This is a genomic window from Streptomyces sp. NPDC021212 (assembly GCF_044332925.1).
Taxonomy (GTDB): domain Bacteria; phylum Actinomycetota; class Actinomycetes; order Streptomycetales; family Streptomycetaceae; genus Streptomyces.
The window spans coordinates 56,083-81,646 of sequence record NZ_JBIRPZ010000015.1; the positions used below are offsets into that span (position 1 = coordinate 56,083).

23 protein-coding genes and 1 pseudogene are annotated in these 25,564 nt (G+C 72.1%); 13 read left to right on the forward strand and 11 right to left on the reverse strand.

Going from position 1 to position 25,564, the window contains the following annotated elements:
• The first annotated feature begins 83 nt into the window (after nt 1–83).
• The 4 genes from ACH4SI_RS33475 to ACH4SI_RS33490 all read left to right on the forward strand — a co-directional run bounded on the left by ACH4SI_RS33475 (nt 84) and on the right by ACH4SI_RS33490 (nt 2,949).
• Complete coding sequence (locus ACH4SI_RS33475) at nt 84–695, forward strand: TetR/AcrR family transcriptional regulator (protein WP_398302414.1); 612 nt, start codon at nt 84–86, stop codon at nt 693–695.
• 801 nt (nt 696–1,496) lie between these two features.
• Nucleotides 1,497–1,880, forward strand: coding sequence for a thioredoxin (gene trxA, locus ACH4SI_RS33480; protein ID WP_398302416.1), 384 nt, complete (start codon nt 1,497–1,499; stop codon nt 1,878–1,880).
• Nucleotides 1,873–2,481: a histidine phosphatase family protein gene (locus ACH4SI_RS33485; protein ID WP_398302418.1), complete on the forward strand. Its 609-nt coding sequence runs from the start codon at nt 1,873–1,875 to the stop codon at nt 2,479–2,481. Before trxA ends, ACH4SI_RS33485 begins: the two co-directional genes overlap by 8 nt.
• A 42-nt stretch (nt 2,482–2,523) precedes the next feature.
• Nucleotides 2,524–2,949 carry an OsmC family protein gene (locus tag ACH4SI_RS33490; protein ID WP_123099646.1) on the forward strand — a complete coding sequence of 142 codons (426 nt, stop codon included), beginning with the start codon at nt 2,524–2,526 and terminating at the stop codon, nt 2,947–2,949.
• Here ACH4SI_RS33490 and ACH4SI_RS33495 read toward each other — a convergent pair.
• The gene (locus ACH4SI_RS33495) at nt 2,924–3,541 is read right to left on the reverse strand and encodes a hypothetical protein (RefSeq protein WP_398302421.1); all 618 of its coding nucleotides are present in this window, start codon (nt 3,539–3,541) and stop codon (nt 2,924–2,926) included. The genes ACH4SI_RS33490 and ACH4SI_RS33495 overlap by 26 nt on opposite strands.
• A gap of 305 nt (nt 3,542–3,846) precedes the next feature.
• On the opposite strand from ACH4SI_RS33495, the gene ACH4SI_RS33500 reads away from it, so the two are divergent.
• The 3 genes from ACH4SI_RS33500 to ACH4SI_RS33510 all read left to right on the forward strand — a co-directional run bounded on the left by ACH4SI_RS33500 (nt 3,847) and on the right by ACH4SI_RS33510 (nt 6,065).
• Entirely contained in the window at nt 3,847–4,626 is a 780-nt protein-coding gene (locus ACH4SI_RS33500; protein ID WP_398302423.1) for an IclR family transcriptional regulator, read from the forward strand.
• Entirely contained in the window at nt 4,623–5,477 is an 855-nt protein-coding gene (locus ACH4SI_RS33505) for an SMP-30/gluconolactonase/LRE family protein (RefSeq protein ID WP_398302425.1), read from the forward strand. Before ACH4SI_RS33500 ends, ACH4SI_RS33505 begins: the two co-directional genes overlap by 4 nt.
• Nucleotides 5,478–5,576: 99 nt before the next feature.
• Entirely contained in the window at nt 5,577–6,065 is a 489-nt protein-coding gene (locus ACH4SI_RS33510) for a hypothetical protein (RefSeq protein WP_398302427.1), read from the forward strand.
• Between the two features lie 56 nt (nt 6,066–6,121).
• On the opposite strand, the gene ACH4SI_RS33515 is transcribed toward ACH4SI_RS33510, so the two are convergent.
• The gene (locus tag ACH4SI_RS33515) at nt 6,122–6,769 is read right to left on the reverse strand and encodes a LysE family translocator (protein WP_398302429.1); all 648 of its coding nucleotides are present in this window, start codon (nt 6,767–6,769) and stop codon (nt 6,122–6,124) included.
• Nucleotides 6,770–6,936: 167 nt separating this feature from the next.
• Between ACH4SI_RS33515 and ACH4SI_RS33520 the strand changes: the two genes are divergently transcribed.
• Nucleotides 6,937–8,283: a PLP-dependent aminotransferase family protein gene (locus tag ACH4SI_RS33520; protein WP_398302431.1), complete on the forward strand. Its 1,347-nt coding sequence runs from the start codon at nt 6,937–6,939 to the stop codon at nt 8,281–8,283.
• 301 nt (nt 8,284–8,584) lie between these two features.
• A complete protein-coding gene (locus ACH4SI_RS33525) occupies nt 8,585–11,701 on the forward strand; it encodes an ATP-binding protein (RefSeq protein WP_398302433.1) in 3,117 nt (1,038 codons plus the stop codon).
• Here ACH4SI_RS33525 and ACH4SI_RS33530 read toward each other — a convergent pair.
• From ACH4SI_RS33530 to ACH4SI_RS33540, 3 genes are read right to left on the reverse strand one after another with little or no spacing between them, the layout of a single operon-like run.
• Nucleotides 11,682–12,473 carry an ABC transporter permease gene (locus tag ACH4SI_RS33530; protein WP_398302436.1) on the reverse strand — a complete coding sequence of 264 codons (792 nt, stop codon included), beginning with the start codon at nt 12,471–12,473 and terminating at the stop codon, nt 11,682–11,684. The two genes, ACH4SI_RS33525 and ACH4SI_RS33530, sit on opposite strands and share 20 nt — an antisense overlap.
• On the reverse strand, nt 12,470–13,438 hold the full coding sequence (locus ACH4SI_RS33535) for an ATP-binding cassette domain-containing protein (RefSeq protein WP_398302438.1): 969 nt from the start codon (nt 13,436–13,438) through the stop codon (nt 12,470–12,472). The genes ACH4SI_RS33530 and ACH4SI_RS33535 overlap by 4 nt, the downstream gene beginning before the upstream one ends.
• A gap of 55 nt (nt 13,439–13,493) precedes the next feature.
• Nucleotides 13,494–13,922, reverse strand: a complete 429-nt coding sequence (locus ACH4SI_RS33540) for a MarR family winged helix-turn-helix transcriptional regulator (protein WP_398302440.1) — start codon at nt 13,920–13,922, stop codon at nt 13,494–13,496.
• Between the two features lie 90 nt (nt 13,923–14,012).
• On the opposite strand from ACH4SI_RS33540, the gene ACH4SI_RS33545 reads away from it, so the two are divergent.
• Nucleotides 14,013–15,032, forward strand: coding sequence for an NADP-dependent oxidoreductase (locus tag ACH4SI_RS33545; RefSeq protein WP_398302442.1), 1,020 nt, complete (start codon nt 14,013–14,015; stop codon nt 15,030–15,032).
• 34 nt (nt 15,033–15,066) lie between these two features.
• Here the strand turns inward: ACH4SI_RS33545 and ACH4SI_RS33550 are convergent, their stop codons facing one another.
• Nucleotides 15,067–16,458, reverse strand: coding sequence for a glycoside hydrolase (locus ACH4SI_RS33550; protein WP_398302444.1), 1,392 nt, complete (start codon nt 16,456–16,458; stop codon nt 15,067–15,069).
• 225 nt (nt 16,459–16,683) lie between these two features.
• Between ACH4SI_RS33550 and ACH4SI_RS33555 the strand changes: the two genes are divergently transcribed.
• From ACH4SI_RS33555 to ACH4SI_RS33565, 3 genes are all read left to right on the forward strand, one after another.
• On the forward strand, nt 16,684–16,842 hold the full coding sequence (locus ACH4SI_RS33555; RefSeq protein WP_398302446.1) for a hypothetical protein: 159 nt from the start codon (nt 16,684–16,686) through the stop codon (nt 16,840–16,842).
• Nucleotides 16,843–17,003: 161 nt separating this feature from the next.
• Entirely contained in the window at nt 17,004–18,512 is a 1,509-nt protein-coding gene (locus ACH4SI_RS33560; protein ID WP_398302448.1) for an alpha-N-arabinofuranosidase, read from the forward strand.
• A gap of 286 nt (nt 18,513–18,798) precedes the next feature.
• Nucleotides 18,799–19,593 carry a hypothetical protein gene (locus ACH4SI_RS33565; RefSeq protein ID WP_398302450.1) on the forward strand — a complete coding sequence of 265 codons (795 nt, stop codon included), beginning with the start codon at nt 18,799–18,801 and terminating at the stop codon, nt 19,591–19,593.
• A 9-nt stretch (nt 19,594–19,602) separates the two neighbouring features.
• Here the strand turns inward: ACH4SI_RS33565 and ACH4SI_RS33570 are convergent, their stop codons facing one another.
• The 5 genes and pseudogenes from ACH4SI_RS33570 to ACH4SI_RS33590 form a co-directional block, all read right to left on the reverse strand.
• Nucleotides 19,603–20,565 carry an NAD(P)-dependent oxidoreductase gene (locus tag ACH4SI_RS33570; RefSeq protein WP_398302452.1) on the reverse strand — a complete coding sequence of 321 codons (963 nt, stop codon included), beginning with the start codon at nt 20,563–20,565 and terminating at the stop codon, nt 19,603–19,605.
• Between the two features lie 242 nt (nt 20,566–20,807).
• The gene (locus ACH4SI_RS33575) at nt 20,808–22,217 is read right to left on the reverse strand and encodes a four-carbon acid sugar kinase family protein (protein ID WP_398302454.1); all 1,410 of its coding nucleotides are present in this window, start codon (nt 22,215–22,217) and stop codon (nt 20,808–20,810) included.
• A gap of 71 nt (nt 22,218–22,288) precedes the next feature.
• Nucleotides 22,289–22,990 carry a FadR/GntR family transcriptional regulator gene (locus ACH4SI_RS33580; RefSeq protein WP_398302456.1) on the reverse strand — a complete coding sequence of 234 codons (702 nt, stop codon included), beginning with the start codon at nt 22,988–22,990 and terminating at the stop codon, nt 22,289–22,291.
• Nucleotides 22,991–23,207: 217 nt separating this feature from the next.
• On the reverse strand, nt 23,208–23,996 hold the full coding sequence (locus ACH4SI_RS33585) for an intradiol ring-cleavage dioxygenase (protein WP_398302458.1): 789 nt from the start codon (nt 23,994–23,996) through the stop codon (nt 23,208–23,210).
• Nucleotides 23,997–24,350: 354 nt separating this feature from the next.
• Nucleotides 24,351–25,559, reverse strand: a pseudogene (locus ACH4SI_RS33590) (RNA-guided endonuclease InsQ/TnpB family protein).
• Nucleotides 25,560–25,564 lie beyond the last annotated feature (5 nt).

The following is a 25,564-nucleotide window of genomic DNA, read 5'->3' on the forward strand; positions in this document are numbered from 1 at the left end:
GCCGTAAATCTAAAGGCTTTCGGTTTCTGTAATGTAACCTCCTCTTCAGGAGCTGGGGAAGACCCTGAAGGGGGCCACGGAACATGGGACGGCCGCGCACGCGCCTGCTGGACCGGCAGCGCATCGCCGCAGCGGCGCTCGAACTCGTCGATGAGCAAGGGGAGTTCAGCGGGCCGCAGATCGCACGGCGGCTCGGTGTGCAGACGGGGTCGCTGTACCACCATGTGGACGGCCGGGAGGGCATCATCGAACTCCTGCGGGAGCGGGTGGCGGGAGCCATCGACCCGGCCACCCTCGACCTGCGCCCGTGGGACAGTGCCTTGGCCGCCTGGGCCCGTTCCTACCGGGCCGCCTTCGCCGCGCACCCGCGCGCCGTCCCCCTGCTGATGACGAACCCCGTGCGAGCTCCCCGCGTCCTGGACCAGTACGAGCGGATCGTGGCGCTGCTGATCGACGCGGGCTTCCCGCTGCCCGATGTCATGCCTGTGGTCATCGCACTGGAGAACGTCGTCCTGGGCTCCGCACTGGACCTCGCCGCTCCTGAGGTCATGTGGGACGTGGCCGATGCGACCCGGACTCCACGCCTGGCATCCGCGCTGGCCGCAGTCGGTGAAAACCGCACGGACCGGGCCTTCGAACTCGCCCTTGAGGCATTCCTGGAGCACGCGCGGCGCGGGCCGGTTGCCTCCGGCTGAGTGCTGGTCCAGTGGTTGATCTGGGATCTTGGCCTTGCAATCGCATCGTCCGTGGAGAGGTTGCACCGCCAAGTACGGCCGCTACGGCATCCCGGTCTACGCGATCGTGGACCCGTACGCCGGAGAGGTCGTCGTCCACACCGAGCCCACCGGGACCGGCTACACCTGGACGAGCTTCCCCGGCCCGCCGAGGCCCGCTGGCGGTGCCGCAGGCCGGGAACGTCGCAAACCCTCGCCTGCCCGGTTCTTCGGTACAACCGCAGGTCGGCGAGGTAACGATTTCGGGTTCGCGTTCCCCTGCGATGAGGGGTGGGGTGTGCTTTCCCCCACCCCGCCCCTTCCCGAAACCGGGGCTGCGCCCCGTGCCCCGCTTTCGCGGGCTGCGCCCAGGCGGGCAGGACGGGGGCTGAGCACTGGAGTGGTTGCGGTGGGGTGCCGTTCTGCGGGTGCGGGATGGAGTCTTTCCCCTGTCCCGCCCCTTCCCGAAACCGGGGCGCTGCCCCGGGCCCCGGTTCCGCGCACGCGGCGCTGCTTCCGCAGGGCCTGGCCCCGCTTCCCAGGGCAGTGGGCCGGCATCCGGAGTGCGTGGCGCCGCGGGGCAGTCGCCGCGACGGGGGGAGCCGGGGCGGGTCCCGGGCCCGGGGCCGGGCTGTGCCCTTCCGTCCTGTCCGGGCCGGATCTTCGCCCGCGCGCGGCGGTCAGCGGCGGTCACGGGGGCGGGGTCCGGGGGAAAGAAACCCCCGCTGACCTGCGGGGTGGTGGGGAACGGAATACCGGGGGCGGGCTCGGGGTTCCCGACGCATGGGCACGAGCACTGTGGAACTCACCAAGGACAACTTCGACGAGATCGTCTCGGGCAGCGATTTCGTCCTGATCGACTTCTGGGCCTCCTGGTGCGGCCCCTGCCGGATGTTCGCACCGGTGTACGAGAAGTCCGCGGAGCGCCACTCCGACCTGATCTTCGCGAAGGTCGACACCGAGGCGCAGCCCGAGCTGGCTGCCGCGTTCGACATCCAGTCGATCCCCACGCTGATGATCGTCCGCGACAACATCGCCGTCTTCTCCCAGCCCGGCGCCCTGCCCGAGCAGGCCCTGGAGGACGTCATCGGGCAGGCCCGGGACCTCGACATGGACGCCGTACGCGCCTCTGTCGCCACTCCGGCGCCCTCCGACGGCCGTGGCTGAGCTGGTCCTGATCCGGCACGGCGAGACCGAGTGGAGCCGTACGGGGAAGCACACCAGCTGGACCGATCTGCCGCTGACGGCGCGCGGTGAGGAGCAGGCCCGGGCGCTGCGGCCGCTGCTGGCGGGCCGGAAGATCGGGCTGACGCTCGTGAGCCCGCTCGGGCGGGCCGCGCGCACCGCGCGTCTTGCCGGGCTCACCGACGTACACACCGTGGCTGAGCTGCGCGAATGGGATTACGGGGGGTACGAGGGGGTCACCACCGCCGAGATCCACGAGACGCGGCCCGACTGGGAGCTGTGGAGCGACGGGGTCGCCCCCGGTGATGCCGACCACCCCGGGGAGACGCCCGAGCAGATCGGGGCACGGGTCGACCGGGTGCTGGCCAGGATCGAGCCCGAGCTGGGCGCCGACGGCGGCGACGTCGTCCTGGTGGCGCACGGGCATGTGCTGCGGGTGCTCACCGCCCGCCGACTCGGCCTGCCGCCGTCCGCGGGGGCGCTCTTCCGGCTGGACACCGCGACCATCAGTCGACTGGGAACCGAGCACGGGCGTCCGGCCGTCGTGGCGTGGAACGTAGGCTCGGGGCAGCAGGTCCCGTAAGTTCCGTACGCCACCGAACAGAGGAAGCAGGGAACAGCGAGCATGGCTACGACGCGTACCGCGCACACCGTCTGGCAGGGCAATCTGGCCGAGGGCAAGGGGACGGTCACCTTCGACTCGTCCGGGATCGGCGAGCAGCCGGTTTCCTGGCCGTCGCGTGCCGAGCAGGCGAACGGCAAGACCAGCCCCGAGGAGCTGATCGCCGCCGCCCACTCCAGCTGCTTCTCCATGGCGCTGTCGCACGGCCTGACCCAGGCCGGTAACCCGCCCACCCAGCTCACCACCCAGGCCGAGGTCACGTTCCAGCCGGGCACCGGCATCACCGGTATCCACCTCACCGTGGAGGGCACGGTCGAGGGTCTTGACGAGGCCGGGTTCACGGCGGCCGCCGAGGACGCGAAGAAGAACTGCCCGGTGAGCCAGGCGCTCACGGGTACGGAGATCACGCTGACGGCGAAGCTGGCCTGACGTCCTCCACCCGCTGCAGCAGTCCCCAGGTGAACTCCGCCACGTGGTGGCGGAGTTCACCGCTTTCCGCGGCCGGGGCGTCGAAGGCCAGCCGGGAGCGGGTCGGCGCCGAGCCCTCCATCGGCCGGGCGGGCGGGAAGGCGCGCGCCACGTCGTCCACCGTGCAGGACCAGGGGGCGAGGTCGGCGGCCGTGCGCAGGGCGGGCGCGGGGGCGCCGGGGGCGCGTACCAGCCACTCGTTCCACACCGCCCCGCCCTGCGCGGTCAGCACCTCGAACCGCAGATCCGGCCACAGCGGTACCGGCCAGCTCAGCGCGTCACACGTCAGATCGCCGATGCGGCGCCGCGCGGTGGTCTCGGGCGGGCCCAGCACCGAGCGGTAGCGGGCGACGGCGGGGCGCCGGCGCGGCGAGCGCTGCATCGCCTGCCAGCGGCGGTTGGCCTCGCGCATCACGGCACGCCCGTGGCCCAGGTCGCGCAGCGCGTCCTCGACCATGCCCGGCTGGTAGTCGGCCATGCGGCGCAGCAGTACGAGGACGAAGGGGAAGGGGGTGGGGAACGCGTCGGGTGACGGGTCTTGCGCGGAGTCCATGGTGTCCATCGTGGCCTACGGATCGGACAGGGTCAGGGCGTGAGCCGCCGCGCCGGCCGTTCGTGTTCCTCATCCGGGACCCGCTCCCCGGACGACGGCAGCAGCTGCGCTCGGCGCCGTCTCGCCCCGCTCGCCGGGTGCGGTCCCGTCCAGGGGCGCCGCCGCCGTATGGTCGGTAACCACCAGTGCCTTTACGCAGCCATTGCCGTGCGAAGTGGCCTGCGCGTAATCTGTGTTCGCGATACCGGCCACCGGCCGGGATCTCGAACATTTGCCATCTGGACCAGAAGGGGTGGGCGAACCACATGGGACGCCTCGTGCCCGCGGTGACCCGGGCTCTGGACATTCTCGAGCTGTTCCTCGACGGCGACGGCACACTCTCCGCCCCCGAGATCACCCGCCGCCTCGGGCTGCCCCGGACCACCGTGCATGAGCTGGTGACCACTCTGGCCGCCCGCCACTATCTGGTCCACGTGCCCGACCAGCCCGGCCGCTACCGGCTCGGTGTGCGTCCGTACCAGCTCGGCAGCCGGTACGCGGAACAGCTCGACCTGGCCGCCGAGGGCCGGCAGGTGGCCCGGAGCGTCGCCGAGACCTGCGACGAGACCGTCCATGTGGCCATTCTGGAGGGCACGGACGTCATCTACATCGCCAAGGTCGACTCGACCCACGCCGTGCGCATGGTCTCCGCCGCGGGCCGCAAGCTGCCCGCCCACTGCACCTCCGTCGGCAAGATGCTGCTCGCCTCCCTCCCGGAGGACGAGCTGACCGCCCGGTTCCCCGAGGACCGGCCGCTGGTCGCGATGACGGACAACAGCATCACGTCCCCGGCCGAGCTGCACCGCCACCTGGCCACCGTGCGGGAGCGCGGCATCGCGGTCGAGCGGCAGGAGTCCAACCCGGATGTGAGCTGTGTGGCCGCACCGGTGCGGGACTCGGTGGGCAAGGTGGTGGCGGCGCTGTCCATCTCGGTGCCGACGATCCGCTGGAGCGAGGAGCGCCAGGCGGAGCTGGAGGAACTGGCGGCCAAGGGCGCGGGCGAGTTGTCCGTCCGCCTGGGACACCGGAGGGGGCGCGGCATATGAGCGCGCGGGGATGGGACGTGGCGGTCCGGGCGACCGCCGAACTGGGCGAGGGCCCGACCTGGGACGCGACGGCCGGGCGGCTGATCTGGGTGGACATCCTCTCCGCCCGCGTCCACACCCACGACCCGGCCACCGGCCGGAACACCACCATGGCCACCGAGCAGCACGTCGGCGCGGCGAAGCCGCGGGCGGGCGGCGGTCTTGTGGTCAACCTGCGCGACGGCATCGGGCTGTACGGCTCCGCCGTGGACGGCTTCCGCTGGCTCGTCCGGGACCCTGTCCCCGGCCGCCGCGGCAACGACGCGGCCGTCGCCCCGGACGGTTCGCTGTGGGCGGGCACCATGCGCTACGACGAGGCGGCGGGCGGCGGCACCCTGTCCCGTATCGGCTCCGACGGCGCCGTGGCGGAGATCCTGCCGGACGTGGCGGTCAGCAACGGCACCGGCTGGAGCCCGGACGGCCGCCTCATGTACTACGTCGACTCCCCGACCCGCCGCATCGACGTCTTCGACGTGACGGGCGAGGGCGTCACCGGCCGCCGCCCCCTCGCCCACATCGAGGACGGCGCGGGCTACCCGGACGGGCTGTGCGTGGACGCCGACGGCTGCGTCTGGGTCGCCCTCTGGGACGGCGCTGCGATCCGCCGCTACACCCCGGACGGCACACTCGATCGGGTGATCCGGCTGCCCTTCCCCCGCCCCACCGCCTGCGCCTTCGGCGGTACCGGCCTCAGCGACCTGTACGTGTCCTCGGCCCGCGTCGGCCTCGGCGCCGCCCCGCCGCTGGCAGGGTCGCTGCTGGTCATCCCGGATGCGGGGAGCGGGCTGGCGCAGCCGGCGTTCGCGGGCTGAGCTGGGCCGTACCCCGCCGGACCCGCCCGCTGTCCGCACAGGATCCTCACAGCGGGCGGCTCCCGCGCTCTGCGCAGGTCACATAATCTGCCGGGCGAAATGAACGATCCGCGCACGTCCCGCCGAAAGCCGAAGCTCCGCGGCCGCGGCCGCCGCGCCCGCCGGGGGCGCGGCCGCCGGGTCCTGATCATGGCCGCGGTGCTGGGCCCCGTCCTCGCCGCGGTGTTCGTGGCGGAGCTGGCCACCGAGGGCTACTGGCGCGCCCCGGCCCCGGCCCCGGCCTCGAAGCCGTCTCCGGAGCGCCCCTCCTCGGACCGTACGGAGCCCACCGCCCCGCAGCCGTCGGACGGCCCGAGTACGGCCGCCCCGGCCGAGGATGCCGACCGCGAGCCGGACGAATCGCCCACCTCGGACGACGCACCCCCGCCCACCGACCGGGGCCCCTCCTCTACGGGTGCAACCCGCGCCCCCACCCCCGGGGACAGTCCGCCCCCGGCCCGTATGACCCACTCACCCCCGTCCTCCCCGGCACCCCCGGCGCCCAGCCCGTCACCGACCTGCACCCGTTTCCTGTGGTGGTGCGGCTGAGCGAGGTGCCACTGGGGCCCTTCCGCGACCGGCCCTTCAGCCTCGCCGACGTACCGTCAACTCGCCTTGGCCGGGTCCGACGTGTCGATGGCGAGGCTGATGGCGAGGGCGCCGAGCACCGTGCCCATCATGTAGCGCTGCACCCTGAGCCAGGAGGGGCGGCGGGAGAGGAAGACTGCGATCGTGCCGGCGGCGAGGACGATGGTGAGGTTGACCGCGACGCTGACCACGATCTGGGCCGAGCCGAGGATGAGGCCCTGGAGGAGTACATGGCCCTTGTCCAGGTCGATGAACTGAGGGATGAGCGAGACGTACATGATGGCGATCTTCGGATTGAGCAGGTTCGTCAGCAGCCCCATCGTGAACAGCTTGCGCGGCGAGTCGTGCGGCACGTCCTGCGGGGTGAAAACAGAGATGCCGCCCGGCTTCAGGGCGTTCCAGGCGAGGTGGGCGAGGTAGGCGGCGCCAGCCAGTTTCACCGCGAAGTACAGCTCCGGCACTGCCGTGAAGACGACTGACAGTCCCAGATTCGCGGCAAGCAGGTACACCATGAAGCCCAGCGCCACACCGCCGAGGGAGATCATCCCGGCGCGCCTGCCCTGGGTGATGCTGCGGGAGACGAGATAGATCATGTTCGGGCCGGGGGTGAGCACCATACCGAGCGCCACCACCGTCACGCCGAGGATCCCGCTCAGTTCAACCATGAGTATCCCTTCCCGGTGGCGCCGGGCGGTATCCGTATCCGTTCCGGCGCATCATCTCGGTGCAATGCCCGGAGCTTATGGCAGTGCATAACTCGATGCAATATTTACATTGCTCTCGGTGCAATAGTGTGGTCGGGTGAGGTCATCTCACGAGGGGAGAACACACCGTGAAGGACTACCGGAGCGTCGCCGACACCGTGGCTGCAGAGATCAGAGCAGGCACCCTCCGGCCGGGCGACCGACTCCCCCCGCAGCGCGAGTTCGCGCGGCGGCACAGCATCGCCAACTCCACGGCCACGCGCGTGTACCAGGAGCTGGCCCGCCGAGGGCTGACGGTCGGCGAGGTCGGCCGGGGCACCTTCGTCCGGGCGGTGTCGGCGGTGTCCGGAACGTCCGTTCCCGCGCTCACCGAACCGGCTGACAGCCGGATCGATCTGGAGCTCAACTACCCGGTCGTACCGGAGCAGAGCGCGCTCCTCGCCGAAGGGCTCGGCGGGCTGCTGCGGCCCGACGCGCTCGGCCACGCCCTGCGCCCGGTCGGCGTTTCAGGCCTTCCGGCCGTCCAGGAGTCCGCCGCCGACATCCTCGCCCGAGGCGGCTGGCGCCCCGACCCCTCGAGGATCCTGTTCGCGGGCAACGGGCGGCAGGCCATCTCGGCCGTTGTCACCGCGCTGGTGCCGCCCGGCGCGCGACTCGGCGTCGAAGAGCTGACGTACCCCGTCGTCAAGGCCGTCGCCGCCCGGCTCGGCATCACTCTGGTCCCCCTGGCCATGGACGGGGCCGGCCTGATCCCGGAGGCTGTTGAAGAGGCGCACGCCGCCGCACCCCTGCACGCCGTCTATGTACAGCCCAGGCTGCACAACCCGCTCTCGCTCACCATGCCCACCCAGCGCGTCGAGCGGCTGGCCGAGGTGCTGGTGCGGCTCGGGATCCCCGCGGTCGAGGACACCATCTGGGCCTTCCTGCGGGACGAACTGCCGCCGCTCGCCGTCCACGCGCCCGAGCAGACCGTGCTGATCGACAGCCTGAGCAAGCGCCTCGCGCCCGGCCTGACCCTCGGCTTCGCGGTGGCGCCCGCCGCTCTGGCCGGAGAGATCGCCGCCACCCTGCGCTCGGGTGGCTGGGCCCCCATGCGGTTCGCCCTGGAGGCCGCCCACCGCTGGCAGCAGGACGGCACCGTGAAGAAGCTGGTCGAGGCCAAGCAGCGGGAAGCAGCCGTACGGCAGGAGATCGCGGCCCGGCACCTTGCCGGTTTCGCCGTGCAGAGCGATCCGTGCTCCTACCACTGTTGGTGGCAGCTCCCCCGGCCGTGGCGCGCGGACACCTTCGTCGCAACCGCCGCCCGGCACGGCATCGGGGTCGTGCCCGCAGCCGCGTTCACCATCGGCAGCAACCACGCCCCCAACGCCATCCGCTTGGGCCTCGCCTCGCCCCAGCGGGATGTCCTCTCCCAAGCGCTCGGCACGCTCGTCGAACTCGCGCGGTCAGCACCGGAGGACAACGTCACCGATTGACGCCCGCGGCGGTGAGCCGACCGTGGTCAAGGCCCACCAACTGCTTCGGCCCCTGATGAACACGGCCGTGGATGACACGCTGATCCGGCGCAACCCATGGCGTATCAAGGAGCGGACCGCTACGACGTGCCCGAGCGGCCGGTCTGTCCCCACGCTGGTGGGGGTCGGCAAGCTCGACTCGCCGACCCCCAAGGACATCGGCCGCCGATACGCCGCTGAGATCCCCGACGTCACTCTGGTCGAGTTTGCTGCCGCTGCACAGCGGGCCGCACGGCCGGGCCGTTGCGCCTAATCTGCACGGGTGACCATCGACCTGACCCTGCTGCCGCGTGTCGCCTATCGCGGGCGGGAGGTCACCGCGCCCCGGCTCCGGGCCCTCCTGGCGCTGCTCGCGGGTGACCTGCGCACGGGCTGCGGCACCGAGCGGCTGGTGTCGGGGCTGTGGCCGGACGCGTTGCCGGAGCGGCCGGGGAAGGCGGTGCAGGTTCTCGTGTCCAGGGCGCGGGCGCAGTTGGGCGCCGACGTCATCGCGAGCACACCGACCGGGTACCGGCTCGCCCTCGCCGAGGCGCAGGTCGACAGCTCCGCCCTGCTGCTGCACGCCGCCGCGAGCGCGGACCGGGCCAGGGCCGGGGACCACGCGGGATCGCTGTGCGCGGCCGAGGCCGGGCTCGCGCTGTGGGAGGGCACCCCTGACGGGGCCGGTGACACCGACGACCCCGTAGCCGCGCTGCGCGCCGAGCGCGCCCCCGTCCGGGGGGCGCTCGTCCGCGCGCGGGCGCTCGCGCTGGCCCGGCTGGGGCGGCACGCGGAGGCGGCCGTGCCGCTGGCCGCGGCCGCCGCGGAGCGTCCGCGCGACGAGGAGGTGCTCGCCGAGCTGCTGCGCTGTGAGGCGGCGACGGCGGGCCCGTCCGCCGCGCTGACGCGGTACGAGGCGTACCGCCGTGAGCTGCGCGACCAGCTCGGCACGGACCCGGGAGCCGGGCTTCAGGCCGTGCAGCGGGAGCTGCTGCGCGGCGAGGCGCCCGCGGGCGGGCACGGCGTGCCGCACGAGCCGAACCCGCTGCTGGGGCGGGATGAGGACATCGCGGAGGTGCGGCGGTTGTTGCGCGCCTCCCGGGCCGTCACCGTCGTGGGCCCCGGCGGCCTCGGCAAGACCCGGCTCGCGCACGCGGTCAGCCGCCGGGCTGAGCAGCGGGTGGTGTATTTCGTGCCGCTCGCAGGCGTCACCGCGGACGAGGACGTGGCCAGGGAGGTGGCCTCCGCGCTCGGTGCGGGCGAGGGGCGGCACGGCGCCCTGAGCGGCCTCGCTTCGGCCGACCCGGTGGCCGGCATCCTCGGCGTGCTCGGCTCCGGGCCCGCACTGCTGGTGCTGGACAACTGCGAGCACATCGTCGGGGGCGCCGCCGGCCTCGTACAGGCCCTGGTCTCGTCCTCGAAGGACCTGCGGGTGCTCGCCACCAGCCGGGCCCCGCTGGGCCTCACATCGGAGGTGGTGTACGCGCTGCCGGAGCTGGGTCTCGACACCTCGGTCGAGCTGTTCGCGCAGCGTGCCCGGGCCGCCCGGCCCGGTGTGGAGCTGCCGCCGCACGCGGTGGCCGAGCTGTGCCGCCACCTCGACGGGCTGCCGCTGGCCGTGGAGTTGGCGGCGGCGCGGGTGCGGGTGCTGTCGGTGCCGGAGATCGCCCGCCGCCTCGGCGACCGGTTCGCGCTGCTGCGCGGTGGGGCACGAGACGCGCCGGAGCGCCACCGCACGCTGCACGCGGTCGTGGAGTGGAGCTGGAACCTGCTCGCGGAGGACGCCAGGGCGGCGCTGCGCACGCTGTCCGTCTTCCCGGGCGGCTTCTCCGGCGAGGCGGCGGAGCGGGTGCTGGGCGAGGAGGCGCTGCTCCTGCTGGAGCAGTTGGCCGGTCAGTCGCTGCTGACCGTCGCCGACACCCCGCTGGGCGTACGGTTCCGGATGCTGGAGACCGTACGGGAGTTCAGCGCGGCCCGGTGCGCGGAGGCGGGCGGGGAGGAGGAGGCGGTCGGCCGGTTCCTCGTCTGGGCACGGGACTTCGGCGTCGCGTACCAGGACGTGCTCTTCGGCCCGGAACCCCTTGCCGACCGGGAGCGGATCAAGACCGAGCAGGACAACCTCGTGGCGGCGCTGCGGCACGCCCTGGCCCGTACGGACGGCCCCGCCACCGCCGCCGTCACCGCCGTTCTCGCCGCCCTGTGGTCCACCGACTCCGACTTCCCCCGCCTCGCCGTCCTGGCCGCGGACACCGGCCCGCCGCTGTCGCACTACCACCCCGAGCCGGAGTACGTCGAAGTCGCCCGCGCTGCCGCGGTGTTGTGCACGGCGGCCCTGTTCATGAACTTCGGCCCGCACGTCGTACGCCACCTCGTCACCCTCCGGCGGCTGCCCCCGGCCCCGCCGGACACGCTGCTGCGCGCCACCTCGGTGGTGCTGAGCGCGGTCCCCGAGATGCTGCCTCCCCACTACGACGTGCTGCGGAAGCTCTGCGACAGCGAGCAGCCGCTGGTCGTCGGCATCGCCGAGTGCGTCGCCACCTACGTCTGGGAGTACGAGCACGACTTCGACCGGGCGCTCGCCTCGGCTCGCCGGATGATCGCCGCACTGGCACCGATCGAGAACCATTCCCTACGGGTCATGGCCCACTCCCGGCTGAGCGAGCTGTGCTTGAAGCTGGGGGAGGGCGAGGCCGCGTACGGGCACCTCAGGACCGCGCTGGAGACGCTGCGGCGGCTCGGCGGCGAGCACGACTACATCGGCATCCGCTGGGGCCTCGCCCTTGCCTGCCTGCAGCGCGGCGATCCCGATGAGGCCGAGTACTGGCTGCGGCAGGCGGAGGGTGACAGCGCCCGGCCGCAGGACGCCTTCTACAGCCCCGATCTCGGCGTGCGCGCCGAGATCGCGCTCGCCCGTGGGCTGCCGGAGGCCGGGCTCGGCCTGTGGCGCCGCGCCGTGGAGCGGATGCGCGAGGCCGGCTCGCCGTACGGCGGCGACCTCTGGGTCGACCAGTGGGCGCTTCAGATCCGCTCGGCGGCGGTGACGGCGCACGCGCAGGCCGGCCGCCCCGACCTCGTCGCGGAGTCGGCCGACCGGCTGCGGACGCTGTTCTCCGGCCCGTCCTGCCCACCTGTGGAGCTGCCCGTTCTCGGGACGGTGCTGCACGCGCTCGGCATGGCGTGGCTCGCGACCGGCGACGCCGGTGCCGTACGGCTGATCGCGCTGGCCGAACGGCTGCGGGTGCTGCGCGATTTCCAGCCGACGATGTCGGAAGCCCGCGCCCGGCGGGCGGCCGAGGAGGCCGACGGGACGGCGTACGCCGACGCGGTGTCGGAGTACGCCGCCCTGGGGCGGGACGAGTTGCGGGAGGCAGCCCGCGCGCTCATTTCGGGTCGCGCTTGAACAGCGCCTTCGACCAGCAGTAGCCGAGCGCGGTCAGGCCCAGGCACCAGCCGATCGTGATCCACCCGTTGTTGCCGATCTCGCTGCCGAGCAGCAGCCCGCGCAGGGTCTCGATGGCGGGCGTGAACGGCTGGTACTCGGCGACCGGCTGGAACCAGCCCGGCATCGCGTCGACCGGGACGAAGGCGCTCGAGATGAACGGGAGGATGATCAGTGGCATCGCGTTGTTGCTGGCCGCCTCGACGTTCGGGCTGGCCATGCCCATTCCGACGGCCATCCAGGTGAACGCCGTGGCGACCAGGGTGAGCAGTCCGAATGCCGCCAGCCACTCCAGGACGGTGGCATCGGTGGACCGGAAGCCGATGGCCACGGCGACGGCGCCGACGAGCACCACGCTGATGACCGCCTGGAGCACGCTGCCGACGACATGCCCGATGAGCACCGACCCTCGGTGGATCGCCATCGTGCGGAAGCGGGCGATGATGCCCTCGGTCATGTCCATGGCTACGGATACCGCGGTTCCCGCCGGGGTGGCGCCGATGGTCATCAGCAGGATGCCCGGAACGAGATAGGCGATGTACTCGGAGCGGTCGGCGCCGCCGCCCCCGATGCCCGCGCTCATCACGTCGCCGAAGACGTAGACGAAGAGCAGCAGCAGGATGATCGGCGTCAGCAGGATGTTCAGGGTGAGGGACGGGTAGCGCCGGGCGTGCAGGAGGTTGCGGCGCAGCATGGTGGCGGAGTCGCGTACGGCGAGGGTCAGAGCGCTCATCGGACGGTCTCCTTGGGCTGGTGGGGGATGTCGGCGCCGCCGGTGAGGGCGAAGAACACGTCGTCGAGGTCGGGGGTGTGCACGGTCAGCTCATCCGCCTCGATTCCGGCCGAGTCCAGCCAGTCGAGGAGGGAGCGCAGCTCGCGCTGGCTGCCGTCGCTGGGGATCCGCAGCGACTGCGCCTCGTCGTCCGTCGTGACCTCGCGCAGGGCCAGGGCGGCGGACTGGTACGCGGCCGGGTCGGCGAACCGCAGCCGGACGTGTCCGCCCGGGATGAGCCGCTTCAGCTCCTCGGCGGTGCCCTCGGCGGCGATCTTGCCGTCGCTCAGCACCGCGATGCGGTCGGCGAGTTCGTCGGCCTCCTCCAGGTACTGGGTGGTGAGGAAGACGGTCACGCCGCCGGAGACGAGTTCGCGGATGATCTGCCACATGGTGTGGCGGGAGCGCGGGTCGAGTCCGGTGGTGGGCTCGTCGAGGAAGATGATCCGCGGGTTGCCGACCAGGGTCATGGCGATGTCGAGGCGGCGTTTCATGCCGCCGGAGTAGGTGGCGGCGGGCCTCGACGCGGCCTCGGTGAGGTCGAAGCGCTCCAGCAACTCGGCGGTGACCTGGCGTCTTTCGCGCTTGGAGAGGTGGTGCAGGTCCGCCATGAGGAGCATGTTCTCCTCGCCGGTGATCAGGCCGTCGACGGCGGAGAACTGCCCGGTGACGCCGATCGCGGCGCGGACCGCCTGCGGGTCGGTGGCGAGGTCGTGGCCGCCGACGCGCAGGTCACCGGCGTCGGCGGTGATGAGGGTGGAGAGGATCTTGACGGCGGTGGTCTTGCCCGCGCCGTTGGGGCCCAGGAGGGAAAAGACCGTGCCCTGCGGCACGGTCAGATCGATGCCGTCGAGGACCTTCTTCTCGCCATAGGCTTTGTGCAACCCCCTGGCCGCGATGGCGAGTGCTTGCGATGTCGTCGTCATGCCGCACAGCGTGCGGCGGGGCGGGTTCAGCGCGGTTTCATCGCGGTTTCAGTGCCTACGGCGTGACGCCCAGCATCCGTTGCAGCAGGTCCCGCAGCACCGTCCGCTCCTCCGCCGACAGCCCGGCCAGCGGCTCGCGGGCGAAGTCCAGCGAGCCGCGCAGCCGCTCGGCGGTCTCGCTGCCCGCCTCCGTCGCGGCGGCGAGCTTGACGCGGCGGTCGGCGGGGTCGAGGCGGCGCTCGGCGAGGCCGCGGGACTCCAGGCGGTCCACGATCCCGGTGACGTTCGACGGCTCGCACTTGAGCTGCTGCGCTATCCGCCGCATCGGCGTCGGCCCCCGGGAGAGCAGGCCCAGGACGCGCGCCTGGGCGCCGGTGAGGGCGTGCTTGGCGGCGGCTTCTTCGTACTCCTCGTGATAGCGGACCACGATGGTGCCGATCAGCTCGACGACCTCGAGCGTCAGCGGGTCGATGGGGGGCGTCATGCCTCCCAGGTTACTCGTTTACTTGACAACATGAAATATCGAGGCCCATGATTGTTTTAGTTACTGAAGTATTCATGAGGAGGCAGTTCGATGTCCGCGATCCCCGCCACCGGCCGTGAATGGCACCTCGTCGCCCGCCCCCAGGGCTGGCCGAAGCCGGAGGACTTCGCGCTGCGCGAGGTTCCGGTGGCCGAGCCGGGCGCGGGTCAGGTGCTGGTCCGCAACCTGTACATGTCGGTGGACCCGTACATGCGCGGGCGGATGAACGACGTGAAGTCGTACGTGCCGCCGTTCCAGCTGGACCAGCCGATGGAGGGCGGCGCGGTCGGCACGGTGATCGCCTCGAACGCGGACGGCCTCGCGGTCGGCGACCACGTCCTGCACTTCAGCGGCTGGCGCGAGTACGCGGTGGTGGACGGCAAGCGCGCGGTGAAGGTGGACCCGCAGGTCGCCCCGCTCACCACGTACCTCGGGGTGCTCGGGATGACGGGCCTGACCGCCTACTCGGGGCTGCTGGAGGTCGCGTCGTTCAAGGAGGGCGACGCGGTGTTCGTCTCCGGCGCGGCGGGCGCGGTCGGCAGTGAGGTCGGCCAGATCGCCAAGCTCAAGGGCGCCTCGCGGGTCATCGGCAGCGCGGGCTCGGACGAGAAGGTGCGGCTGCTGCTCGACGAGTACGGCTTCGACGCGGCGTTCAACTACAAGAACGGCCCCGTAGCCGAGCAGCTGAAGGAGGCCGCCCCCGACGGCATCGATGTCTACTTCGACAACGTCGGCGGCGACCACCTCGAGGCCGCCCTCAGCAGCCTCAAGGTGCACGGCCGCATCGCCGTCTGCGGCATGATCTCGCTCTACAACGAGACCGAGCCGCCCGCCGCCCCGCGCAACCTCGCGCTCGTCATCGGCAAGCGGCTGCGCATCCAGGGCATGCTGGTCAGCGACCACAACCACCTCCAGCCGCAGTTCTTCGAGGAGGTCGGCGCCTGGGTGCGCGAGGGCAAGCTGCGCTACCGCGAGACCATCGTCAAGGGCGTGGACAACGCGGCGGACGCCTTCCTCGGCATGCTCCGCGGCGAGAACATCGGCAAGATGATCGTCTCCTTCGAGGACTGAGCGAGGACCGGCTGCGGGGAGGCCGGCGCGCGCCCTACGGCAGCACCACCGTGGTCAGGGCGCGCGGCGGAAGCTCCACGTCCAGCGCGCCGCCCCGCACCACGGCCCGGCCGACCCGGCTCAGCGAGTGGGTCTCGTCGGTGCGGTACACCGAGCCGTGTCCGGGGCCGCCGCTCACCGTGAAGTCCGTACGGACCGCCTCCCGGCCCGTGTTCAGGATCTCCAGTACCCGGCCCCCGTCCCGGTTCCGGAAGGCCGTCACCTTCACGCCGTCCGCCGCGGCGGCCCCGGCCGACGCTGCCACCCGTACCGCGCCCGGCCGTACGAAGCGGCTGTACGCGGCGAGCGCCCACAGCCGCTTCGAGACGTGGTAGTCCGCGCCGTCGAGCTGGATGAGCCCCCGCGTCGCCCCCACCGAGGCGCCGAACCAGTACACGTACGCGCTCGCCCGCGCGTCCGCGAGGGTGGTGTGGATCGCCTCGGCGACGGCGAGCCCGTCATAGCTGCTGCCGTCGTCCCACGCCTCGTTCCATGTCGTGCCGTTGGGGCTCCACTCCGACATCCAGGTGCGCCGGTCCGTCGGCAGCGGGTGGTCCGAGGGCGTGACGTACGGATGGCCGGTGTGCGTGCCCACGTACCGCGACGCCTCCGGGTCGGCCTCGATCGCCGCGCTGTACTCGGCTTGCTGCTTCCAGCCGGCCGCGTCGCAGCACACCAGGTCGATCCCGGCGCGCCGGACCGCCGGGCCGACCGCCTTCACGGTCTCGGCCGCCTCCTCCGGTGTGAACTGCATGGAGGCGTAGGACGTGGCGAGATCCGGCTCGTTGGTGAAGCCGAGGTCGGTGATCCGGATGCCCTCCTGGCGGTAGAACTTCGCGTACTGGACGAGATAGTCGGCGTAGGCGCGCCGCCATTCCGGCTTCAGGGTCCCGCCGTTCGCGTCCGTCCCGTTGGTCTTCATGTAGCCGGGCGCGCTCCAGGCGTCGGCGTAGAAGCGCTGCACGCCGTACCGTTTCGCCTCCTTGGCCAGCCACACCTGGCCGCCGTCCTTGCCGTCCCACTGGTAGCGCGGCGGGGCGTCCGGGCCGCCCGGGTCGGTGGGCTGGATGGACTTCATGTGGTCGTAGACCTCGTCCGAGGACGAGCCGATGCCGAGCCGCAGGATGCTGAGCCCCGCGCCGGTGCGCCGATCGAGCAGCAGATCCAGCACCTCCCGCCGGTGCTCGGGGGTGAGCCCGCCCGCGCCCCGCATCAGATCGGCGCGCTGGAAGGCCTCCGAGAAGCCGAAGCCGTCGATCGGCTGGAGAGGTCTTCCGAAATCCGCACCGGGGGTGGAAGGTTGCTCAGCGGCTGCGGACGGCATGGCCAGAGGGATCAGGGCGGCGGCGAGTGCGCCGACGAGAGCGGTACGGGCAGTCTTGATCACGAAAACTTCCCTTCCCAGGCTCCGAAAACTTCCGGAACGTTTCCGTAACGTCGGCCGCACGCTAGAGGCGACCCCCACACCGGTCAAGAGAGCACCGACAACTCACCACGAGAGGAGAACCGCCGCATGACCACGCGTCACCGCACCGGATGGCTCGCCCTGCCCGCCGCGCTCCTGCTCGCCCTGCTCCCGACCAGTGCCTCCGCCTACCCGAACTAGGGCCGGGTGACGGGCGACATCACCGTCCACGACCCGACGATGCTCCGCGCCACCGACGGCACGTATCTGCTCTGCTCCACCCACGGCGGCCTGGAGGACCGCACCTCCACCGACCGGATCGCCTTCAGCCGCTCCGGTAACGCCTTCAACTCCCCGCCGTCCTGATGCCGTCCGTCGGAGCTGGAGTGGCGGCTGGCCGACCGCGTACTGAGGCGCAGGGCCCGCACGCCGTGGCGGGGGCGTTGACGCGCGGGCGACCAGCTCTTACCGTCTCGTTCGGATATGCGATCTCTATCCGGTATATCGAACAGCAGAGAGGCGCCGCCATGCAGTCGACCGCCCCCGCCCGGTTCACGCTTGACCCCGCCTTCGCCGTCGGCGATGTCGACCCCCGTCTCTTCGGCTCGTTCGTCGAACACCTCGGCCGCTGCGTCTACACCGGCATCTACGAGCCCGGTCACCCCGCCGCCGACGAGGCCGGGCTGCGCACCGACGTCCTCGGTCTGATCCGTGAACTCGGTGTCACCGCCCTGCGCTACCCCGGCGGCAACTTCGTCTCCGGCTACAAGTGGGAGGACGGCACAGGGCCCGCCGAGGAGCGCCCCCGTCGCCTCGACCTCGCCTGGCGCTCGACCGAGACCAACCGCTTCGGTCTCTCCGAGTACGTCGACTTCGTCCGCAAGGTCGGTGGCGAGCCCATGATGGCGCTCAACCTCGGCACGCGCGGCGTCGCCGAGGCGCTGGAGCTGCAGGAATACGCCAACCACCCGTCCGGCACCGCCCTGTCCGATCGCCGCATCGGCGACGGCGACAAGGACCCGTACGGGATCCGGCTGTGGTGTCTGGGCAACGAGATGGACGGCCCCTGGCAGACCGGCCACAAGACCGCGGAGGAGTACGGCCGGCTGGCCGCCGAGACCGCCCGCGCCATGCGGCAGATCGACCCGGACGTCGAGCTCGTCGCCTGTGGCAGCTCCAATCAGGCCATGCCGACCTTCGCCGCCTGGGAGGCCACGGTCCTCCAGCACGCTTACGACCTGGTCGACTACATCTCCCTGCACGCCTACTACGAGGAGCGCGACGGCGACCGCGACTCCTTCCTCGCCTCCGCCGTCGACATGGAGTCCTTTATCGAGAACGTGATCGCGACCTGCGATCACGTGGGGGCCCGGCTGAAGTCGAAGAAGAAGATCAACCTCTCCTTCGACGAGTGGAACGTCTGGTACCAGACCCGCTTCCACGACGCCGAGCCGCCCGACTGGGATGAGGCGCCGCGCCTGCTGGAGGACAACTACTCCGTCACCGACGCCGTCGTCTTCGGCTCGCTCCTCATCGCGCTGCTGCGCCACGCCGACCGCGTGACGGTCGCCTGCCTCGCCCAGCTCGTCAATGTCATCGCCCCGATCATGACCGAACCGGGCGGCCCGGCCTGGCGCCAGACCACCTTCTTCCCCTTCGCCCAAGCGTCGGCGTACGGCCGCGGCCGGGTGCTCCAGGTCGCGGTCGAAAGCCCCGCGCGCGAGACGGCGACGTACGGCGAGGTGCCGCTGCTGCACGCCACGGCCGTGCGGAACGACGAGACCGGCGCGGTCACCGTCTTCGCCGTCAACCGCGACCAGCGCCGGTCGCTCCCGCTGGAGGTGGCGCTGCACGGGATGGCGCCCGGTCGTGTCGTCGAACACAGCGTCCTCGCCGACGCCGACCCGGAGGCCCGTAACACCCTCGCCGAGCCCGAGCGCGTCACCCCGCACCCGGGCGAGGGCACGGCGCTCGCGGACGGCGTGCTGACGGCCATGCTGGAGCCCATGTCGTGGAACGTGATCCGGCTGGAGTGATGCGGCTGGAGTGATCCGTTTGGGGTGCACGGAAAACACCGCCGCAAGCCCGGAAGCCGACCCTCACACGATCGAGCTAATTCACCCTCGTACGCACTCCCCGGCGAGCAGTTGGCAACCCCTCGCACCGCACACCGCACGGAGGTTGGGGACCTGGCGCGGTCCGACGGCCGAGGAACTGCTGCCGTCACTGGGCGCGCCCGCTCGGCTCGATCCTCGGCGGCCTCGCCGCCTGGGCCGCTCTGCGGCCCGCTTGGTGGACGCCGGACGGGCTGGTCGTCGCCGCGTGCTGCTCACCGTGTGCGTCTTCCTCACCCTGCGTGTCGGCCAGTTGGTGCTGAACTTCTTCATCACCGCCTGGCTCGTCGTGCTCATCACCCGCCTGGGCAAGGCCCCCGACCTCATCGCCTGGGGCCGTCCCGCGGACACCCTCCTCGGCGCGATGATCGGGCTCCTCGTCTTCGTCGTCCTGCCCACGTATCACCACGACCGGCTGTCCTCGCTGGTCGCCGCGTGGACGGACGTCCAACGGCGGCTGCTGAACGTGCTGGTCGGCGGGTTGACCGAGCCGGGGGTCGTGCGGCACGAGGACATCGACGCGCTGCGCTCCCGCAGCCGCCACACCCGTGAGCGGCTGGAGGCCGCGGTCGCCGCCGTACGCCACGAACCGCGCGGCCACCGCGCCCGCTGGAGCGCCACCGAGACCGAGGCCGTCCAGCGGTCGATCGCGGACCTCAACCGGTGTGCGTCGCAGCTGTACGCCGCGCAGCCGCGCCGTGAGGCGGACGCCGTGCCGGAGGCCGCCGAGATCGCGGCCCTCTTCGACGCTCAACTGGTCGCCCTCGCCCACGCCCTGGACGCCGGCGCCCCGATCCCGGCCGCCACTCTGCGGGCGACCTTCGACGACTCGGCCCGGCGCGGTGGCCTCACCGACCTCACCGACCACCGCTCCCCGGACGGCGTCGCCCACGCCCGGGCCCGCGCCCCGACCCTCTGCCTGCGCACGGCCCTGGCCGTCGACACCTTCGCCACCGGCCTGGCCCCGGCCGCCGAGCGCTCCTCGTACGCCATGGCCCGGTGAGCCGGGCGCTCAGGAGCCCTTCGCCGGGTTGACGAACCTCCCCGGGCGGGCGGCCGTGTTCGGGGAGAGGACGGTCACGATGGATGAGTCGTCGTACGCGGCGAGCCCGGCCCGCTCGCCCAGCAGATACAGCTGCTCGGCTGCCGACGCCAGCGGCACCGGGACATGTGCGTCCTTCGCGATCCCGGTCACGATGCCCATGTCCTTCACGAAGATGTCCAGCCGCGACCGCACCTCGACCGGGTCCGCCTCGTCCTCGTAGACCTGTGCCATGCGCGGCCCCCGGTCGGCGAACATGAACGACCCCGCCGCGCCCCGGCTCAGGCTGTCGATCACCGTCCGCGGATCGAGCCCGAGTTCGCGGGCGAGGGCCACGGCCTCGGCGGCCGCGGCGATGTGCACTCCGGCGAGCAGCTGATTGATGGCCTTGAGCGCCTGCCCGTCGCCCGGCTTGTCGCCGATGACGGTGAGCGTGGACGCGAGCCGCTCCAGCACGGGGCGCGCCGTGTCGAGGGCGTCGGGCTCGGCACCGACGACGATCAGCAGATCGCCCTCCCCGGCCCGCGTCGGCCCGCCGCTGACGGGCGCGTCCACGAGCCGTACGCCCCGCTCGGCGAGCGCGGCGGCCGTCGCCCGGGCCGCGACCGGCCCCACGGTGCTGGTGAGGACGACCACGGCCCCGGCGCGCAGCGCGCCCGCCGCGCCGGTCTCGCCGAACAGCGCGCTGTCGACCTGGGCCTGATCCCGTACGGCGAGGACGACGACGTCCGCGCCCCGCACGGCCCCGGCCGGGGTGACCGCCTCGGCGGCCCCCACGGCAATGGCCGCGGCCCGCCGCTCGGCGTCGATGTCGAACACGGTCACGGGGAAGGCCCCGGCCGCCAGGCGCCGGGCCATGGGAAGCCCCATGGCCCCGAGGCCGATGACGGCGGTGCGGGGGGAGTTGCCGGTTTCGGGGGTGGGAGCAGGCATACGTGTTCCTGTGGGGGAGAGTGGGGTGGGTGTTGTTGTCTGCCGGTGGGTGAGGTGGGGGATCAACCCACTGGCCGCCCCCGCGGTGGCCAACTGGCTTACGCCACCGGCTCGATCGCGTCAGCAGGGGGTGAGCGGGGAGCCGGTCGCCAACCGCGGCCGGGGCGGCCGGGTCCCGGCCCGCCGCCCACGGCGCGACGGCGTCCCGGCGGCGGTCGGCGCGCCGGTTCCGGTGAGCAGCATCATCGGCTCCTGAGCAGGTCGACGGCGTCCGCGAGCGCGTGGTCGTCGCCGACGTTCCCGGCGAACACGATGTACGGGATGCCGACGCTCGGGCCGGAGTCCGGCTCCCACAGCGAGACGATCCCGGGCAGCAGGGTGCCGCGGGCCCAGGCCCGGCGGATCTCCAGGCCCTCGGTCGCGATGTCGCTGGAGGTGATGCCGCCCTTGGCGACGACGTACGCGGGGCGCCGGGCCGCCGTGACGGCTCGTACGGTGGCGACCAGCGCGGCGGACACGCTGCGCGCGATGGCCAGGGAGTCGTCCGCGCCGTCGCCGGTCACCAGGGTGCGGCTGGTGCGGACGACGACCTCGCCCGTGCCGAGCGCCCGTGCACACGCCTCCGCCACCTCGGCGATGTGCGCCGCGCGGCGTACCTCGTCGAGCAGGGCGGGCACCTCCAGCTCGAACTCGGCGATCCCGCCGCGCTCGCGCAGCCGGTCCAGCTGCCGGGTGGTGAGCCCGACATGGGACCCGACGGCGATGAGCCCGTGTGGCGCCCGGTCGCCGGAGTGGCGCAGCTCGGCCGGGGTCAGCGGCGCCCGGGCGGCCTGCCCGGCCCGGGCCCGTACGAACGAGGGGCCGCACCGGTAGAGCAGCCGCGTGCCCTCCGCCTCCGCCGCCGCTCCCGCGAGGGCCAGGACGCGCAGGTCGTCGTCGCAGAGCGCGTCCGCCACCGCCGTCCGGCCGTCGCGCAGCGAGGCCAGCAGCTGGGCGACATGGCCCGGACCGCGCAGCCGCAGGTCCTCCACGGTGATCCGCAGCACGTCCCCGGCGGGCACCCGTCCGCCGGTCTTCTCCTCGACCCACTCCGGCAGCCGGGAGTTGACGTACCCGAACGTCGCGTCGCGCGCGAACTCGCTCCGGCCGACCGGAAGCATCCCCTCGGCCGACCGCATCCAGTGCACGGAGTCGACGGTGAGCCGGCCCGCCTCGATGTACGCGGGGACGAGGACGACGCCGTCCACGGGCGTCTCCTCGGCCAGGACGTCCGTCTCCAGCGGGAAGTGGCCGCGCAGCGTGGAGTCGCTGCGGCTGGCCAGCACGTAGCCCACGCCCTCGGCCGCGGAGGCCGCCGCGAGGGCTCGTACCACTTCGCGGTTGCGGGCCGCGGCCGTGTCCGGGGAGAGGCTGCGGGTGTTGGTGAGCACGAAGAAGGCCGTGCTGTCCTGGCGCAGCGCCCAGCGCAGGTCGTCGACCGTCCACGTGGTGAGGACGGGGACCCCGGCGACGGTCTGGGTGCCGGTGGGGTCGTCGTCCAGGACGACCAGGCGGCGGCCCGCGGCGACAGCGGCGGCGGCCACCTCGGCGGGCTCGACCTCGCGGGGCGGAGGCAGCTCGTGCGCCTCGGGGAAGTGCGGGGTGTCGGGCATGTGCGGCTCTACTCTCCTGACGCGTTCGTGCTGTTGCCGGGCGGACCGGGGCACCACCGGCGCGGGGGTGGCTAGTGGGGCGGCTCGATGACGTGCGTCCGCAGGTCGCCCGCCGTCTGCGTCATGTGGGCGGCCATCGCGCGGCGGGCCTTCTCGGGGTCCCCGCCGCGCAGCGCCTCCAGGACGCGTTCGTGGTGGGCGACGGCGTTGGTACGGATCTGGGGCACGGCGGAGGTCTGCCGACGGCCCTCGATCAGCAGCTGTCCGAACGGCTCCAGCAGCAGCGGGACGAACGCGTTGCCGGAGGCGCGCATCACCACGTCGTGGAACGTGATGTCGGCGGTCACGAACTGTTCGGTGTCCCCGGCCGCGGCCGCGGCCCGCATCTCGTCCAGCATCTCGGCGAGTTCGGCCAGGTCGTCGTCGGTGCGCCGGACCGCGGCCAGCTGCGCGGCGCCGACCTCGATCATCTGCCGGGCCTCGATCAGCTTCTCGGAGATCGCCCCGCCCGCCCGTGGCCCGGTGGCGGCCGCGCGGATCATCGGCTCCAGCGCGGTCCACTGGTCGGGATTGTTGACGTACGTACCGCGTCCCCGGTGGATGCGGACGACGTTCTGCGAGCGCAGGACCTTGATCGCCTCGCGCAGCGTGAGCCGGCTGGCGGCGTGCTGCTCGGCCAGTACGGGCTCCGGGGGGAGGGCCGTGCCGGGCGGATAGTGGCCGTCGATGATCGAGGTCAGCAGCGCCTCGGCGATGTCGTCGGACAGCGGCATTGCTGTCGGACCTCCTTGCCGGAATCGGGGACATCAGACATCTGATGTCCAGGAGAACGTAGGTAAGGTCTCGGCCACCGTCAAGACCTCTTGGGGACTTCCCGGCGAAAAAGCGGGCCCCGCCCGGGGAACCGGGCGGGGCCTGGTGGGGGGTGCTGAGCGGTAGAGGGCGGAGGGGTGGGGATGGTCCGTGGGGGACGGGGGTGGGCGTCGCCGGTCAGGCGTCCGCGTCGATGCCCAGGGTGAGGGTGCCGCGGTATCCGGCCGACGGTGTGCTGCCCAGCGCCGTCACGGCCATCAGCCCGGCGGCGGTGCCGCCGTTGCCGTAGATGCCGTCGGAGGACAGCGGGGTGCGGGGGACGGTGTTGGTGGAGTACGGGGTCAGCTTGGCGACCGCCTGGGTGATCGTCTCGTTGAAGAAGAGCTGGCCGGTGTGGATCTCGTTGCCGCCGGTGAACGAGCCGTCGGAGGTGAGGGTGACGCCCGTGTGCACCTTGACGTGGATGTGGATGCAGCGGCCTCGGTACCAGCCGGGGTAGATGCCGGTCAGCTTGGCCACGCCGTCGGTGCCGGTGAGCACACCGCCGCGCAGGAACTTCCCGTTGTCCGGCTCCTGGTGGCCGTTGTTGCCGACGAAGCCGGAGTACTCGCCGAGCGCGTCGCAGTGCCAGATCTCCACGAGCGCCTTGTTGAGCGGTGTGCAGGTGTCGCGGTCGACGACGGTGAGGGCGAGTTCCAGGGGCACGCCCTGCTTGTCCTCGGTGACGTTGGCCCGTACGAGGGCGTGGTCGAGGTAGTACGGGCCCTCGGTCAGCTGCTTGGTGAGCGTGCAGATCGCGTGGGCGGCCGGGGCGATGTCGCCGGCTCCGCCGGCTCCGGTGGCGGCCGCTTCGGGGCGGGTGGCGGCGGTTCCGGCGCCGATGCTGACGGTGGCCGCGGCGGCACTTCCGGCGATCAGCACTCTGCGTCGCCCGATGGGGGCGGAGGATGAGTCTGTCATGGGCATGGAAAGTAGGGGTGGTGTCTGTGAGACGCCTGTCAGTTCGGCAAAGTCTCCGCGCGTCAACTCTTCTTATCGCCAACTCCCTTATGAGTCAGCGGTGTTGACATTTTGAACAAGCGCTTACTAGCTTCTCCTGTGATGGCTGTCGTCTGCTGGGGCGGTCCTGACCACACAGCGCCCGGGCAGCGAATTCCGCCACCGTCACACACCTGTCAGACACCGTCAGAGCCACACCTTTGACGATCTCCACCGGCCCCGGTGACCAGCGCGCTTGCCGCGTGCTCCCGCAAGCGTTTGCCCCTCCGGGTGGGGATCCGCCGACCGACCGAGAGGGCTCCTTCTTGACTTCCTCCCCCGCTAAAGGCGAGGGGTCCCAGCGGTCGCCCGCTGGGGTTCCTGCTTCACCGACGACCGCCCCGTCCGGGAGGACTCCCGTTGAGGTCTTACACCGTCTCCACAGGCAGACGCCGCCAGCCCGGCGGACAAAATGTTGCGCGCCGCGTTCACGCCGCGGTCATGCACGGCTCCGCAGTCGCACGTCCACTCCCGGACGTTCAGCGGCAGCTTCTCGCGGACCGTGCCGCAGGCCCCGCACAGCTTCGAGCTGGGGAACCAGCGGTCGATCGTCACGAGTTCGCGCCCGTACCAGGCGCACTTGTACTCCAGCATGGACCGGAGTTCCGTCCACGACGCGTCACTGATGGCGCGCGCGAGCTAGCCGTTCTTCAGCAGGTTGCGGACGGTGAGGTCCTCGATCACGACCGTTTGGTTCTCACGGACGAGCCGAGTCGACAGCTTGTGCAGGAAGTCCCGGCGCCGGTCGGCGATCCGCGCATGGATGCGAGCCACGCGGCGGCGGGCCTTCTCCCGGTTCGCGGAGCCCTTCGCCTTCCGAGACAGCTCCCGCTGCGCCTTCGCGAGACGGGCGCGGTCGCGGCGCTCGTGCTTCGGGTTGGCGATCTTCTCCCCGGTGGACAGGGTCACCAGAGAGGTAATCCCGGCGTCCAGACCGACCACGGCCGTGGTGGCGGGCGCGGGGGTGACGGTGTCCTCGCACAGCATCGAGACGAACCAGCGCCCGGCGCTGTCGCGGGAGACCGTCACCGTCGTGGGCTTCGCCCCCACGGGGAGCGGACGCGACCAGCAGATGTCGAGAGGCTCGGCCATCTTCGCCAGCGTCAGACGCCCGTCGCGCCACGTGAAAGCGCTGCGGGTGTACTCGGCCGACGCACCGGACTTCTTCCGCGACTTGAAACGCGGGTATCTGGCCCGCTTGGCGAAAAAGTTCCCGAACGCCGTCTGAAGATGGCGCAGCGCCTGTTGGAGCGGGACGGAGGACACCTCCGAGAGGAAGGCGAGTCCCTCGGTCTTCTTCCACTCCGTCAGTGCGGCGGACGACTGCATGTAGGAGACGCGGCGCTGCTCGCCGTACCAGGCCCGCGTGCGCTCCTCCAGCGCCTTGTTGTACACGAGGCGGACACAGCCGAACGTGCGCGACAACTCAGCCGCCTGCCCGTCCGTGGGGTAAAAGCGGTACTTGAATGCCCGCTTGACCTGCCGTGCCATACCTC

Excerpts from the sequence above, each read along its gene's own strand:
- ACH4SI_RS33475 (WP_398302414.1), top strand. The coding sequence starts at position 84 with ATGGGACGGCCGCGCACGCGCCTGCTGGACCGGCAGCGCATCGCCGCA.
- trxA (WP_398302416.1), top strand. The coding sequence starts at position 1,497 with ATGGGCACGAGCACTGTGGAACTCACCAAGGACAACTTCGACGAGATC.
- ACH4SI_RS33490 (WP_123099646.1), top strand. The coding sequence starts at position 2,524 with ATGGCTACGACGCGTACCGCGCACACCGTCTGGCAGGGCAATCTGGCC.
- ACH4SI_RS33495 (WP_398302421.1), bottom strand. The coding sequence starts at position 3,541 with ATGGACTCCGCGCAAGACCCGTCACCCGACGCGTTCCCCACCCCCTTC.
- ACH4SI_RS33500 (WP_398302423.1), top strand. The coding sequence starts at position 3,847 with ATGGGACGCCTCGTGCCCGCGGTGACCCGGGCTCTGGACATTCTCGAG.
- ACH4SI_RS33505 (WP_398302425.1), top strand. The coding sequence starts at position 4,623 with ATGAGCGCGCGGGGATGGGACGTGGCGGTCCGGGCGACCGCCGAACTG.
- ACH4SI_RS33510 (WP_398302427.1), top strand. The coding sequence starts at position 5,577 with ATGAACGATCCGCGCACGTCCCGCCGAAAGCCGAAGCTCCGCGGCCGC.
- ACH4SI_RS33515 (WP_398302429.1), bottom strand. The coding sequence starts at position 6,769 with ATGGTTGAACTGAGCGGGATCCTCGGCGTGACGGTGGTGGCGCTCGGT.
- ACH4SI_RS33530 (WP_398302436.1), bottom strand. The coding sequence starts at position 12,473 with ATGAGCGCTCTGACCCTCGCCGTACGCGACTCCGCCACCATGCTGCGC.
- ACH4SI_RS33535 (WP_398302438.1), bottom strand. The coding sequence starts at position 13,438 with ATGACGACGACATCGCAAGCACTCGCCATCGCGGCCAGGGGGTTGCAC.
- ACH4SI_RS33540 (WP_398302440.1), bottom strand. The coding sequence starts at position 13,922 with ATGACGCCCCCCATCGACCCGCTGACGCTCGAGGTCGTCGAGCTGATC.
- ACH4SI_RS33545 (WP_398302442.1), top strand. The coding sequence starts at position 14,013 with ATGTCCGCGATCCCCGCCACCGGCCGTGAATGGCACCTCGTCGCCCGC.
- ACH4SI_RS33560 (WP_398302448.1), top strand. The coding sequence starts at position 17,004 with ATGCAGTCGACCGCCCCCGCCCGGTTCACGCTTGACCCCGCCTTCGCC.
- ACH4SI_RS33570 (WP_398302452.1), bottom strand. The coding sequence starts at position 20,565 with ATGCCTGCTCCCACCCCCGAAACCGGCAACTCCCCCCGCACCGCCGTC.
- ACH4SI_RS33575 (WP_398302454.1), bottom strand. The coding sequence starts at position 22,217 with ATGCCCGACACCCCGCACTTCCCCGAGGCGCACGAGCTGCCTCCGCCC.
- ACH4SI_RS33580 (WP_398302456.1), bottom strand. The coding sequence starts at position 22,990 with ATGCCGCTGTCCGACGACATCGCCGAGGCGCTGCTGACCTCGATCATC.
- ACH4SI_RS33585 (WP_398302458.1), bottom strand. The coding sequence starts at position 23,996 with ATGCCCATGACAGACTCATCCTCCGCCCCCATCGGGCGACGCAGAGTG.